This window comes from Olivibacter sp. 47 (genome assembly GCF_030372825.1).
Taxonomy (GTDB): Bacteria; Bacteroidota; Bacteroidia; order Sphingobacteriales; family Sphingobacteriaceae; genus Olivibacter; species Olivibacter oleidegradans.
In genome coordinates, this window is record NZ_JAUCNR010000001.1 from 4,448,222 (window position 1) to 4,463,181 (window position 14,960).

General features: G+C 41.6%; 8 protein-coding genes. 7 read left to right on the plus strand and 1 reads right to left on the minus strand.

Annotated features, from left to right (window positions below):
- Window positions 1–488: 488 nt before the first annotated feature.
- Window positions 489–941: a hypothetical protein gene (locus tag QT327_RS19465; RefSeq protein ID WP_130856360.1), complete on the minus strand. Its 453-nt coding sequence runs from the start codon at window positions 939–941 to the stop codon at window positions 489–491.
- A 425-nt stretch (window positions 942–1,366) separates the two neighbouring features.
- On the opposite strand from QT327_RS19465, the gene QT327_RS19470 reads away from it, so the two are divergent.
- The 7 genes from QT327_RS19470 to QT327_RS19500 all read left to right on the plus strand — a co-directional run bounded on the left by QT327_RS19470 (window position 1,367) and on the right by QT327_RS19500 (window position 14,557).
- Window positions 1,367–2,095 carry a hypothetical protein gene (locus QT327_RS19470; RefSeq protein ID WP_289553788.1) on the plus strand — a complete coding sequence of 243 codons (729 nt, stop codon included), beginning with the start codon at window positions 1,367–1,369 and terminating at the stop codon, window positions 2,093–2,095.
- Between the two features lie 273 nt (window positions 2,096–2,368).
- Window positions 2,369–9,454: a T9SS outer membrane translocon Sov/SprA gene (gene sov / locus QT327_RS19475; RefSeq protein WP_130856362.1), complete on the plus strand. Its 7,086-nt coding sequence runs from the start codon at window positions 2,369–2,371 to the stop codon at window positions 9,452–9,454.
- Window positions 9,455–10,079: 625 nt separating this feature from the next.
- The gene (gcvH, locus tag QT327_RS19480; RefSeq protein ID WP_130856363.1) at window positions 10,080–10,460 is read left to right on the plus strand and encodes a glycine cleavage system protein GcvH; all 381 of its coding nucleotides are present in this window, start codon (window positions 10,080–10,082) and stop codon (window positions 10,458–10,460) included.
- A 170-nt stretch (window positions 10,461–10,630) separates the two neighbouring features.
- A complete protein-coding gene (locus QT327_RS19485; protein WP_013665475.1) occupies window positions 10,631–11,014 on the plus strand; it encodes a VanZ family protein in 384 nt (127 codons plus the stop codon).
- A 458-nt stretch (window positions 11,015–11,472) separates the two neighbouring features.
- Complete coding sequence (locus QT327_RS19490) at window positions 11,473–11,694, plus strand: FeoA family protein (RefSeq protein WP_130856364.1); 222 nt, start codon at window positions 11,473–11,475, stop codon at window positions 11,692–11,694.
- 27 nt (window positions 11,695–11,721) lie between these two features.
- Window positions 11,722–13,824, plus strand: coding sequence for a ferrous iron transport protein B (gene feoB, locus QT327_RS19495; RefSeq protein WP_130856365.1), 2,103 nt, complete (start codon window positions 11,722–11,724; stop codon window positions 13,822–13,824).
- A gap of 175 nt (window positions 13,825–13,999) precedes the next feature.
- Window positions 14,000–14,557, plus strand: coding sequence for a sprT domain-containing protein (locus QT327_RS19500; RefSeq protein ID WP_354004788.1), 558 nt, complete (start codon window positions 14,000–14,002; stop codon window positions 14,555–14,557).
- The last annotated feature ends 403 nt before the right edge of the window (window positions 14,558–14,960 follow it).

The following is a 14,960-nucleotide window of genomic DNA, read 5'->3' on the forward strand; positions in this document are numbered from 1 at the left end:
CAGAAATCGGCTTTCGGCTATTCCGAGTTATAAGTTCTACGTTATAGGTTTTACGTAAGGGCATCTGCTAATGTGGTAACCATTATCACATTGGCTCATTCGCCAGCTGTCAGTAATCAGCTTTCAGTCGCACCAGCCCTTATCACATCATCACATTGGCCAATTGGCTCATCGGCTAACCGACCGCAGGAAGCTCATGAGTGCCGAAAAAGCAAGCACTTACGAATAATTGTCACACTGGCTAATTGGCTAATTGTCACATTGGCTAATCAAGCTATAAGCCATAGGCTTTAGGCATTAGCTTTTAGCTATCAGAAATCAGCTTTCAGCCACTAACCTGTTCATCATCACATTGGCTCATCGGCTAATTATTCACTATCTGTTTTTATTATTAAGGTGTTCATGAGCTCACTTTGTTCGGTTATCACATTGACCAATTAACGTCTCAACAACTTAACTATTTCCCTACTCAACAACCTACTATTCAACTATTTTTCTTTACTAAGGTTAATCGTGATCGAGTGTTCGTCCAAACCTTCAATGTGCTCATCGGTAAAAATGTCTTTTGATTTCTCCTGAATGGCAGTGAGTAAATCCTCTGCCGATCCTTCGTAGTCTACTAAGATCACAGAGCCGGATGGACTGAATTTCATCTTGGTACTTTCGACTCCCTTGCACGTCTCAACCTGCTCGTTTAGCTTTTTAAGATTCGTGAGGTTAATACCGGAAATATTAATGGTCGTAAAATCTTCTTCCGCACTTTCCTTTTTCTTAAAAAAGCCTAACACTTTATCACCGGTTCCTTTTGTTTTATCGGCTGTGTTAGATGCTTTTTCTACTTTGTTTAATGCTTGGTCTACTTTATCAAATAAACTTTGCGCTTTCACGCTGGCCACACACAAAAAAATCAGGGGGGCACAGCAAACAATTAACTTTTTCATAATCCAACTTGTTATTTAATACGTTTCAGTTTGTTCAGGTAAAGGGCTAATAAAATACTTTATGGACTCTTTCTGTAATACACATTAGCTTAACAAAATTGCTTGATTCCGTATGGTTCTACAATCCTCATAAATGAGTTATTTTTTCTACAGGTTTTCCGGTAGTTTTAGATCGTTTATTGCTCAAGAAAATGAACAAGATGAATAAGCGACTTTAGATCATGATTTTTCGACTTTCACTGCCGTTCCTTGTCAAAATATGCGTGATTCTCAGCTAAGTGATGAAAATCGTCATGATGAAACTTGAGGTTCTGAATTATAGGAAATAAACCGAATTAGATATTTTAGCCTTCTTTTAACTTAATTCGTTTAATAATTTTATGCGTATTTTAACAATTAACCGTAACTGCTTAATTTTATGTGTCTTGTTCATATTGATCTTCATTGGCGGATGTAAAAAGGATGATCCCGTCAACCCGACCCCGGAAGTCCCGTCACTTACAATGGCCCAACTTTATCAACACGCTATTTTGGATGCAATGGTAGCCGATAGTTCGGAAGTCATTGACACACTTTGGCAAATTTCGAAAGAGAACACGGCGCTGCAATGGAAAACAATCAATGGGAAAGACTATGTTTTATTAGCCAGCTTTATGCGCTATCCGAACAGCTACCCGGTAGGAGATTCCATTTCGAACGTATGGGGCGAATCTTGGGTCTTTATTCCTCAACAAATGAAAGCGCGCATTGGCAAAGACTTACAGACTACCAGTGATACGACCATGCGTATCTGTCAGCTCTTAGGTCTGCCTCCAGCCAACGAAAGAAGCAACACACATATTGCGGAAATGTGGGTAAACCCCGAACGCCTGTATCGACCTGCCGGAGATCCGAGAGTTGCTACACGGACAGCGGGGGCAGTATTAAGTAATAACGTTTCAGAAACTTATAACACTTGGTTCAATAATTATATTCTTTTTGCTTATTATAGAACCCTCTCCGGTTCTGCTGATTTTCATTATCCTTGGACTCGCTTAGGTTATACGTATGATTGGGCTCCTGACAGCCCTGAAGTCGGTCTGAGTGAATACGTACTTCAGGCAAGCTCGGGGTCTTGGGTCGAACGTGTAGCTCCGGTCGGAAGCTATTTTTGATAGCCTTCGTAATACACCCGGAAATGTAAAAGAAGAGTTAACGGCTTTGCTCTTTGAATTAAAAAGAAAGCCTGTCTTCTTATACACGGAAAAAAATAATTATCTACGAATTAGTGTTTCTCGGTTAAAATCTGAACAAAATGAACAAAGGCCATGTGTGCACTTTTTTGTTCGTTTGTACCTGAATTGGTGGTGTTTTTTTAAGCCATAGTAATGGCCTAAACTCAAGTTATCAATTATATTATAAAGCAAGTACATTCATTTACCTGTGCTGTGAGAAATACCTTTTCGAGTATACTATTTTTTCTTTTTTTCTTTTCAGTTCCGGGGGCGATAGATGTTTTGGCCCGGCAAAAGCCGGCATTATCAACTAATAGAGATAGCACTAAGAATGTAAGTGATAGTACGGGAGTGCTTTATCCCATTAAGGACGAACCTTTCCTAAATTTATACCAACGAGATAATGGTATTCATCTTCGTAAGCCCGGGACTATCAAAAGGGAAATAGACTTTGATCCCATTGGTAGGCAATATATCATTCGAGATAATATTGGAAGCAGCATGTACCGTCCGCCACAGTACTTGAGTATTGACGAATATCAGCAATATGAAAACCAATCGTTGAAAGAACGTACTTGGCGAGAGCTGTCGGATGACTTTTCCAGACGTGCGCGGAAAGATGGATGGATTCCTAGTATTCAAGTGAATAGCCCTACTTTCGAGAAGATTTTTGGTGGAAATACGATTAATATTATACCTAGGGGAAGTGTGGATGCTACCATTATGGGACAATATAATAAAAACGATAATCCCATGTTCAATGAGCGCCAACGGAAGCAATTCGGATTTGATTTCGATCAGCGTATCCAGATGAACTTAACCGGTCAGATCGGTGATCGAATGCGCATCATTACCAATTATAATACGGAGGCGCAGTTCGACTTTGAAAATCAGATTAAGTTTGACTACGTGGGAAAAGATGACGCAATCATTCGTCGTATCGAAGTGGGTAATGTAAGTATGCCTTTAAATTCTACATTAATTTCAGGCACACAAGCTCTTTTCGGTGTAAAGACGCAATTGCAATTTGGTAAATTGGGGGTAACGAGTGTCTTTTCACAGCAACGATCGCAAAGCAAGGAGATCACTATTACCAATGGCGCGCAGCAAAATGAGTTTTCGTTGAAAGCTGACGAGTACGAACAGAACAAGCATTACTTCCTTGCGCAGTACTTTCGCGACAATTATAACAGAGCAATGTCCAACGCTCCTCTATTATTAACGAATGTTAATATTACGCAGATCGAAGTTTGGGTTACGAATAGGAGCAACTCGATCGAAAATAGCCGAGATGTATTGGCTTTTATGGACTTAGGAGAAAGTCGCCCCTGGAATCCGATGTTTAATCAGCCGGGAGGTTCTCAGTTACCGGCGGCGGGTGTGGTAGGCGACCCTGCCTTTCCTGAACAGTCGAACCGGCTCTTGCAGATTTTGCAACAGCAATACCCCGATGCCCGCTATAGCTCATCAAATGCTGTTGCCGCCCTTTTCCAAAGTAGTGGAGCTAACGACAACTATGCTCGCCTTTCCAATGCACGGAAATTAACGGAAAAGGAGTATACTGTGAATCGACGGTTGGGATATATTTCCTTAAATACACCATTAAATGCTGATCAGGTACTGGCGGTTGCTTATCGCTATACAGCCAACGGGAGGGAATACCAGGTAGGCGAATTTTCTACGGATATTCCTATTAGCCCATCTAATCCACAGGTGCTCTTTACCAAGTTGTTGAAAAATGAAGTATTGAAGCCTAATTTACCTGTTTGGGACCTAATGATGAAAAACATCTACTCGATCGGTGCTTATCGGGTAGGACGAAATAATTTTATTCTGAATGTCTTTAGACTGGAAGACGAAACGGGGGTTGAACGGCCGGTGATGTTTGAAGGGAAAAATACCACCAACAAATTATGGCTGCAGTTGACAGGCTTGGACCGACTTAATCCACAGAATGATCGACAGCCTGACGGGGTTTTTGACTTTTTGGAAGGCCTGACGATCGACCCGGAATATGGAAGGGTTGTATTCCCGGTAGTGGAACCTTTCGGAAAGGATTTGAAGAGCTTATTCGCCCCGGGAGAGGAGCAGTTGGCAGAGCGGTATGCGTTTCAAGAACTCTATGACTCAACCAAGGTGGTTGCACAGCAACTGTTTGCCAACAAAAATAGATACGCAATACGCGGCACCTATGAATCCGAAGCAGGATCGGAGTTCCAGCTAGGAGCGATTAACATCCCCCGAGGGTCGGTGCAGGTCTATGCAGGTGGGATTCCCTTGCAAGAAGGGGCAGACTTTACGGTGGATTACGAAATTGGAAGGGTACGCATCTTAAATGAGGCGCTACTAAGATCCGGGCAGGCCATTCGAATAAAGATGGAAAACAATGAACTCTTTGGCTTACAACAACGGACCTTATTTGGGTCCCGATTAGATTATATGGTGAACGACCAACTTCAACTGGGCGGTACCATTATGAATTTATCGGAACGACCGCTAACGCAAAAAGTCAATTTAGCGCAAGAACCAATCTCCAATACCATTTGGGGATTTGATGTGAACTATAACGCTCCTTCTCGATGGCTTACGCGTATGGTGGATAAAATTCCATTTATTAATACACGTGAGGAATCTACTATTTCCTTCTATGGCGAATTTGCTAATCTGATACCGGGACATTCGAAGGCAACCAATATCGCCGGATCCAGAAATGGCGCCAGCTATATTGATGATTTTGAAAACAGTCGGTCTATAATTGATTTAAAAGGCGCCTATAGCTGGCAAATTTCGGGTACGCCTCAATTGTTTCCCGAGTCACAGCTATCTAATGATTTACGCTATGGCTACAACAGGGCCCGACTAGCCTTCTATAATATTGATCCGGTTTTTTATCGGAATGATAATAGTCTTACACCTGCGAATATTAGGGGTAATTTAACGGAATTGTCGAACCATTACGTACGGGAGGTATTGGAACAGGAGGTGTTTCCGAATAAGCAAACGGTTACCGGACAGCCTTTGTTCATGTCTACACTTGACCTCAGTTTTTATCCTACAATAAGAGGTCCTTATAACTATACGCTTTCCGGTGTAAACAGTGATGGTACCTTAACCAATCCCAAATCCCGCTGGGGAGGTATGTTCCGACAAATTCAAACGCCTGATTTTGAAGCACAAAATATCGAATTTATCGAGCTTTGGATGATGGATCCGTTCATTTATAAACCACAGGATGAGGGTGGGGATCTTTATTTCAACTTGGGAAATATCTCGGAAGATATCTTAAAAGACGGACGTCGGGCCGTGGAAAACGCACTGCCTACGAATGGCAATTATGCAGAAATGGACCTAACCAATTGGGGAAGAGTTCCTAAACTGCAACCCATGGTGCAGGCCTTCGCGAATAATCCCGATCAACGCGCATTACAGGATGTCGGCTTAGATGCCTTGAACGATGCCGACGAACGAAATCATTTTTCGAACTTTCTGTCGCAAGCTAGTGCAACGTTAAACCCGCAACCTTTACAGGAGTTAAATAACGACCCCTCAAGCGATAACTTCAGCTATTTTAGAAGTGCCGAATTGGATGCGCAGAATGCCGGTATTCTAAAACGGTATGAGCGATTTAACGGGACGGAGGGTAATAGCAAAACTGCGGAGCAGGCCGGGGCAGGAGATGGAGTCAATACGTCGGCATCTACCTTATTACCCGATGGGGAGGATGTCAATCGGGATAATACCATGAACCAGATCGACGAGTATTATCAGTACCGTGTTTCTGTTCGTCCGCAGGATATGATGGTGGGTAAGAACTTTATTGTGGATATGATTGATGCACCCGTTACCTTGGCCAATGGTAAGAAGGAAAATGTGAAATGGTATCAACTACGCATTCCAATTACGCAATACGAATCCAAGGCAGGCGATCCCCAAGACTTTAAGTCTATTCGCTTTATACGGATGTTCATGACAAATTTCGCGGATACGTCTATCCTAAGAATGGCGAGATTACAATTGGTAAGGGGCGAATGGCGGCGATTCAATTCGGAACGATCGCCTACAAAAGTCATTGCAGATCCAACTTTAAATAATCCGGGTTTAGACAATTCTACCATTGAAGTAGCGGCGGTTAGTATTGAAGAAAACGGGAACAGGCAACCGATTCCGTACGTAGTTCCTCCGGGCATCGAACGACAGATCGATTATGGCAATTATAACACAAATGTACAATTGAATGAGCAGGCTTTGTCGGTCACCGTCAACCGGTTGCGAGATGGTTATGGACAAGCGGCCTATCGTACTTCCACCAATGACTTTCGAGCTTATAAACGCTTGCAGATGTTTGTTCACGCGGAAGGCGATGAGTTGCGAAGTGGAGATTTACATGGTTTTATAAGGGTGGGAACCGATGGCATCGAAAACTATTATGAGTACGAAATGCCACTCGAAGTAACGACGCCGGGAAGCCGGGATCCGGACGCCATTTGGCCGTCAAGTAATCGTATGAATGTCGAAATTAAGCTATTCCAGGAAGCAAAAGAAGCAAGAAATAAAGCTACCCTACCCGATGGTAGTCCTTGGCCGATCAATTTGCCCTATAGCTTTGTGGATGGCACAAATACCGTGACGATTAAAGGACAACCGGACATCAGTAAAATCAGATTCTATATGCTGGGTGTCAAAAATCCGTTGAAAGGACAAAATAATGCAAATGATGACGGGATGGAGAAATCAGGTGTTATTTGGTTCAATGAATTACGTTTGACCGATTATGAGGATAACGGGGGATGGGCCGCAACAGCTCGGTTAAATGCTAAATTGGCCGATTTCGCGGATGTGACGGTTTCTGGAAGTAAGAGTACCATTGGCTTTGGTGCAATCGACGCGCGAATCAATGAGCGAAATCGGACGGAAGATCGATTTTTTGACTTTACAAGTAGTGTGGAACTGGGTAAGTTCTTCCCCGAACGCACGGGCATCAGAATTCCTTTTTATTTTAATTATTCAAGTCAGGTGCGTACCCCACAATACAATCCCTTAATGCCGGACATTGAAATGAAATCGGCACTGGATGGACTGAATGATAATCAAAAAGATTCCCTTCTGCGCCTGACGCAGGATTATACGACGCGCAAAAGTATCAGCTTCATGAACGTGCGGAAGTTGCGTATGGATAACGAAAAACCGGTACGTTTGTGGGATATCGAGAACTTTAGCGTCTCCTATGCTTTCTCACAGTTTTACCATCGTGATTATTTGACAGAGAAATCCGTTCAAAACAATTATCGCGCTTCACTATCTTACGATTATGTGCAAAATAAAGATAAGTACATCGAACCGCTGAAGAAATTATTTAAGGGAAGATATACTCGTCTATTAAGTGATCTGAACTTTAATTTGATGCCTTCTTTTATTAATTTTCGGATTGATGTACAAAGACTTTACACCGAGAACACACTTCGTACCGGCAGTTCACCGGATAACTACCTGCCTGCCGGTAATATAGGTACCCTCTATAATAAGAATTTTACGATGACGCGGCTATATGGTATCAGCTGGAATCTTACCCGCTCACTAAAGCTGGATTTTAATGCTACTAACTATTCTATTATAGATGAACCGCAGGGACGTTTGGATGGCTTAAAGCGTGATACTTTATGGGAAAACTTCTGGAAGTTGGGGAGAACGACTGACTATAACCATATGATGAATTTAACCTATAATGTGCCGCTGGATAAAATTCCGGGACTTGATTGGATTAATGTAGCCGCTCGTTATGGAAGTCAGTTCGCTTGGCAGACCCAACCCTTATTGGCAATCAACGACCCGAACCTGAATATTGGAAATACGATTCAGAACTCGCGGACTTTGCAACTAAATCCGCGATTCAATCTTTTGGGGCTCTTTAATAAATTCCCCTTCTTTAGGGATGCGCGAAATGGACGAAGTCCGAACAAAGGAACTGAAATCCTGGCAAACTTTGTTTCCAGCATTAAGGATATTAACGCTGCTTACACGAGGGTTGATGGAACGTTCTTACCTGGATATCTGGGGAAAACAAATATGCTGGGTTTGGACTTCGATATGAATGCCCCGGGCTTCGGATTCATCTTTGGTGGACAAGGGGATATATTGGGAAAAGCGATTGCCAATGGATGGTTGAGTACCGATAGCCTGCAAACGCAACTTTATGCGAAGTCTTTACGCGAGGATTTGAGTATCCGCGCTACACTGGAGCCCTTTAAGGATCTACGGATCGACTTAACAGCTACGCGGATTGAAAATAGAAATTTTACCACGCAAGTGCTCTTTAACGAAGATACGCAAGGATTTGAGCGGGTAACACCGGTTACAGCAGGGGATTACAGTATATCGTATCTCTCTTTGAAAACGGCCTTTTCGAACAAAGATGAGCTTTTCAAAACTTTTGAAAGAAACAGAGGGACAATCTCACGAAGATTGGGACAATTAAATCCCAATTCGGAAGGAACGATCGGCGATTTTGCTGATGGATATGGAAATACGGCACAAGACGTAGTAGTTGGCGCTTTTCTGGCGGCTTATACAGGCAAAAGCCCGGAGAAGCAGAGCTTAGGTGTGTTCCCGCGTATACCGATACCTAACTGGCGTATTATGTATAATGGATTGGCGAAATATCCTTTCTTTAGCGAATATTTATCCTCGTTGGAACTGGTACATGGTTATCGAACACTCTATAATATTAATGGTTACACCACACTTATTCGATATGGTGAAACGAATGGCGCGTCTTCGGTGAGAGATGTCAATGGAAACTTTTTGCCACAATATCAATTCTCACAAATTACTTTACAAGAGCAATTTTTACCCTTGATTGGCTTCAACGCTCGTTTCAAGAATAACCTAACAGCCAATGCGGAATATAGGAAGGCTCGGACTTTAAGTCTTAGCCTGCAGAACAGTCAATTGGCACAGCTACTGGACGAAGGCTTCATTTTGGGGGCAGGCTATCGTGTTGCTAATTTTAGATTTCCCTTTGGTTGGTTTGCAGATAGAAAAGTTTCAAACGATTTGACCTTTAAACTGGATGTGGCTATCAATGATATGAAAACCTTGGTATACCGGTCCGATTCCGAGTTTTCTGAAATGGCCTCAGGAAATAAAAATATTACTTACCGACCGTCTATCGATTATATGTTCAATAATCGTTTTAATATCCGAATGTTCTTCGATAGCAATGCAGTGAAGCCTTATACTTCGCAAACCTATGCAACGGCCTATAGCAACTTCGGATTCAATTTGAGGATATTATTGCAGTAAGGAGTAGTTAATAGGGAAATAGTTGAGTAGGGAAATAGTTGAGTTGTTGAGACGTTAATTGGTCAATGTGATAACCGAACAAAGTGAGCTCATGAACACCTTAATAATAAAAACAGATAGTGAATAATTAGCCGATGAGCCAATGTGATGATGAGAGGCTAGCGCAACTGAAAGCTGAAAGCTGATTACTGAAAGCTCGTTGATTATTCGTAAGTGTTTGCTTTTTCGGCACTCATGAGCTTCCTACGGTCGGTTAGCCGATGTGATAATGAGCCAATTGGCCAATGTGATGATGTGATAAGGGCTGTGCGACTGAAAGCTGATTACTGACAACTGGTGAATGAGCCAATGTGATAATGGTTACCACATTAGCAGAAGCCCCTACTTAAAACCTATAACTTAGAACTTATAACCAAATAGCCGAAAGCTGATAGCTAAAAACTAATAGCTAAAAATCACTATTCCCTACTAACAAGTTCCCCATCCCGCTCAGGGGCTAAAGCATAGAGCCACGCAATGAAAATTGCATTTGAAAGCAATTTTATCTAAGTTTGGCAAAAAAACAACATGAATATACCGGTCTTCTTAACGAAGAAGGGTTACTAAAGCACTAAACAAAATAATAATGAATTTTCCAGCTGAATTAAAGTACACGAAAGACCACGAATGGATCCGTGTAGAGGGCGATGAAGCAACCATAGGAATTACTGAATTTGCTCAGCGTGAATTAGGCGATATCGTTTTTGTAGACATCAATACGGTGGGTGATGAGGTGGCTGTTAATGACGTATTTGGTACGGTGGAAGCAGTAAAAACCGTTTCTGATTTGTACATGCCGGTGACATCAACTGTGTTAAGTTTAAATGAAGCGTTGGATGGGTCGCCGGAATTGGTAAACAATGACCCTTATGGTGACGGTTGGATTATTAAAGTGAAAATCAGTAATAGTGCAGAGCTGGACGGATTACTTTCTGCTGAAGCATATCAAGCATTGGTAGGAGCTTAATACGCTGCTTTACCGAATTCGATTTTGTCATTAATATTACGTATTACGAGACAAGTGAAAGCGATAGATTGCTTCTTTTAATAGTAGTCTATCGCTTTAATTTTTTACTATTGGTTTATTTCTTGATCATTTTATAGAATGATACTTTTATTCTCCCCCTGCGCTAAGCTATGAAGCATTTTATATGGGCCATCTTGTGGGCCGTAGTTGTATTGTTACTTACTTGTTTGCCAATGGATAACACGACAGAAAAAGTACCGCACTTTGAAGGAATGGACAAATTGGTACATACTGGATTTTTCTTTGTTTTTTCGGTTTTGCTCTGTTTAGGTTACGCAAGAAAAAAGAAAACTCATCAGCCTCAATTCGGTATTTTTTTGAAAGCGCTCATTTTTTCGGCAATATTTGCTTTACTTACAGAATTTTTACAGTATCAGTTCTTTACCTATCGTAGCGGTGATTGGTGGGATGTTTTTGCCGACATGACTGGTACGGGTATGGGATTATTTTCGTACCTCGTGTTGCATAGAAGCTATAGGGCAGCAAAAATATAACGTGAAAAGTTAAAACAAGAAGTATCTGAGTTTTTTAACATAGAATGAAAATTTATATGAACAATAGGTATATCCTTTTCTTTTTAGTTGGCTTATGCCTCTTGCTTAGTTCTTGCGGACTTTTCAAAAAAGGATGTAATTGCCCGCCAATTAGTAAACACTATAGAACCGTGAACCGATAGCTATGAGTTTATGAAGCGCTGATTTAGTCGTGAATTTGTAAGAAGCTAATATCTTTTTTTGAATCATTCTAAATAAAGCTTACCTTTGGATTTGTTTGCGACAAGGCTCCTTGCCTTCTGTGGGTCGTCACTGTCGACGGATTGGAAAGGCACCTAGGGAAATGTCGCATTTCACGATGTCGGATGTTGAATCTGTATTCATAAACCTTTAGGTTTTGAATATAGCCTTGCCTACCGGCAGGTCGACCGTCGACTAGAGATAAAAAATATTTACGGATGAAACTGACAGCATTAAAAATCGGAAGTTCCGGTATTATTAAAGATTTTACTGACCTAAACCTTTCCATAAAGCTTATGGAAATGGGATGTTTACCGGGAGAACGGATTACTTTTGAACGGGTGGCTCCTTTGGGAGATCCCATTGCGGTGTCGATTGCCGGTTATCAGCTTAGTTTGCGAAAGGAAGAAGCGGCAACTATTATTGTTGAGGGATTGTAAAATATAGATAGATAAGTACAGATATTCATGAGAGTAGCGTTAGTAGGGAATCCGAATACGGGTAAATCAACTTTGTTCAATAGTCTGACCGGACTCAATCAAAAAGTTGGGAACTTTCCAGGTATTACCGTTGATAAAAAAACAGGAACCACTAAACTTCCAAACGGAAAGCATGTGGAAATCATCGATTTGCCGGGTTGTTATAGCCTTTATCCTAAAAGTCGGGATGAGGCAATTGTGCTGGAAGTATTGACGAATCCCAAAAATGCTTCTCATCCGGATCTGATCGTGGTGGTGGTGGACGCTACCAATCTTAAACGGAATCTGTTGTTGTTTACGCAAGTTGCGGATCTTAAAATTCCGATTATTTTGGCGCTGAATATGTCGGATGCCGCTCGGAAAGAAAAAATCCTGATCGATGTAGATAAAATGTCTCAAAAGTTGGGCGTACAAGTGGTGCCTATCAGTGCCCGAAAAAATGAGAATATAGAATTATTAAAGCAGGCTATTGCAGACGCACCCGGCATTGCGCTGCAAAAGCAAAGTATTGAGGTTTGTGAAATTGCTCCGGCACTGATCTCGCAGATAAAGCAGGATATTCGTATAAAGGAAGATTATGTAGCGCTTTTACTTGCTCATCAACATGAGATACTAGATTATCTTACCGAGGAAGAGAGCAACCATATCGAATCGCTGGAACAGGCAAACGCATTCCAGCCTCAACATTCGCAAACCAAAGAAACGATTGCTCGATATGATTTTATTAGCACGGTTTTACAGGAATCGGTAAAGCAAATGCCTAAGAATATAGCGGAAACACCGACAGGTAAAATCGATCGTATTTTGACGCATCGGGTTTGGGGTTTTGTCTCTTTCCTGGCTATTCTTTTACTCATCTTTCAAGCGATATTTGCCTGGGCCGAGTATCCTATGGGTTTAATAGAAAGTTTTTTTGCCTGGCTGGATGAAATAGGAAGACAGTATATCCCCGAAGGAGTTTTAGCTGATCTCTTATTGGACGGCATCTTAGCAGGGCTGGGCGGGGTATTGGTGTTCATCCCGCAGATTGCCATTCTCTTTGGTTTTATTGCCATTTTGGAGGACACGGGTTATATGGCCAGAATCACCTTCTTGATGGATAAGATTATGCGAAAAGTTGGGTTGAACGGAAAGTCGGTCGTGCCAATGATCGGCGGTTTAGCCTGTGCCGTACCGTCTATTATGGCGACGAGAAATATTGAAAGCTGGAAAGATCGGATTATTACCATAATGGTAACGCCTCTCATTAGCTGTGCGGCACGTTTACCGGTATATACTTTACTAATTTCTTTGGTTGTGCCAAACGATAAGATTTGGGGTTTCTTTAATCTGCAAGGCTTGGCCCTGATGGGCATGTATTTAATAGGTACGATAGGAGCCATTGTAGTTGCCTGGGTTATGAAAAAAGTCATCAAAACCAAGGAGAAATCCTATTTTATCCTGGAATTGCCTGTGTATCGGGCACCGCGGTGGAAAAATGTCTTCTTAACTATGTACGAGAAAGTGAAGACTTTTGTTTTGCAGGTAGGGAAGGTAATTATTGCCATGTCCATTGTTTTGTGGGTGCTAGCAACTTACGGTCCTCCGGGACGAATGGAGGCTATCGAAGAAAAATATCAAACTGAAGATTACGTAAACAACTACTCGGAAGAGGAACGGCAATTTTTGGAATCAGCAGAGAAGCTGGAGAATTCGTACGTTGGTATCTTGGGAAAGACGATTGAACCGGCTATAAGACCCTTGGGTTTCGACTGGAAAATTGGTATAGCGCTGATTACTTCTTTTGCTGCACGTGAAGTTTTTGTGGGAACGATGGCTACCATTTATAGTGTAGAAGAACCTGAAGACGATACCTCAACAATTCGACAAAAGATGCTCAGCTCAAAGGATAGTATAACAGGGAAACCGATTTATACGGTAGCCTCGGCTTTTTCTCTTATGATATTTTATGCTTTTGCCATGCAATGTATCAGTACCATCGCGGTGGTACATCGGGAAACTAAAAGTTGGAAGTGGCCAATTATCCAGTTGACCTACATGACGGCTTTGGCTTATTTTTCCTCTCTATTGGTGTTCCAATTGTTAAAATAGACAAAAGTGTCTTCGTGTCAAGTCGAACTTATCCAGAGCGATAGTTAAAAATTGATTAAGAAAAACGTTCGTTTATTACAGGCATTATTCCAATGTAAATATTAGGTGTTCAGGAACTTGCCGTGAAAGCCTTGTTTATTCTGAATATCTTGCTATTTTTAGCGTCGTATTTAAAATGATTGAAAAAACAAGGTTAGCATTAGAAAAATATGTTCCGAAGCAGGCTGCCCCAATAATTGCCCGTTGGATTCATCAAGCACCCTGCCTTTTTAAGATCAGCAAAAGCCGGACATCTAAGTTTGGTGATTACAGATCGCCGTACAAAGACAAAGGACATCGTATCTCGGTCAACCATAACCTGAACCCCTATGCTTTTTTGGTAACAACAGTGCATGAATTCGCGCATCTGAAAACTTGGAATGAACACAGAACAAAGGCAAAACCTCATGGTATAGAATGGAAACAGAATTTTAAATTATTAATGAAACCTTTTTTTGAAATGGAGGTGTTCCCGGATGATGTGAGACAAGCGGTATTAAGTTACTTGGCAAATCCGGCTGCTTCCAGTTGCTCGGATCTAACGTTATATCGTATATTGAAACAATATGATCATCCTAAAAATGGGCATGTTAGGGTGGAAGAACTAGCATTGGGTAGTGCTTTTGCACTTCCCAATGGACGAATCTTTAAAAAGGGGAAAAAAATCGAACCCGTTTTCGATGCGAAGAATTAGCGACCGGCAAAATTTATTTATTTAGTCCCGTAGCTGAAGTCTTCAAGCTGTAAGCTTTAGGTAGTTAATAAGTGAACTTGTTACCCCAGCCAGTTATAAGTTTTAAGTTATAGGTTTTAAGTAAGAGCTTCTGCTACTATAAGGCCGTAAGCTATAGGCTCTAAGCTGTAGGCGTACCGAATTACCCTAGCCGGTTATAAGTTCTAAGTTATAGGTTTTAAGTAGGGGCTTCTGCTAATGTGGTAACCATTATCACATTGGCTCATTCGCCAGCTGTCAGTAATCAGCTTTCAGTCGCACCAGCCCTTATCACATCGTCACATTGGCTAACCGGCCGTAGGAAGCTCATGAGTGCCTAAAAAGCAAGCACTTACGAATAGTTGTCACATTTGCTAACCGACCG

Coding starts and splice junctions, on each gene's coding strand:
- QT327_RS19485 (WP_013665475.1), top strand. CDS start 10,631: ATGAAGCATTTTATATGGGCCATCTTGTGGGCCGTAGTTGTATTGTTA.
- QT327_RS19500 (WP_354004788.1), top strand. CDS start 14,000: ATGATTGAAAAAACAAGGTTAGCATTAGAAAAATATGTTCCGAAGCAG.
- feoB (WP_130856365.1), top strand. CDS start 11,722: ATGAGAGTAGCGTTAGTAGGGAATCCGAATACGGGTAAATCAACTTTG.
- gcvH (WP_130856363.1), top strand. CDS start 10,080: ATGAATTTTCCAGCTGAATTAAAGTACACGAAAGACCACGAATGGATC.
- QT327_RS19490 (WP_130856364.1), top strand. CDS start 11,473: ATGAAACTGACAGCATTAAAAATCGGAAGTTCCGGTATTATTAAAGAT.
- QT327_RS19465 (WP_130856360.1), bottom strand. CDS start 941: ATGAAAAAGTTAATTGTTTGCTGTGCCCCCCTGATTTTTTTGTGTGTG.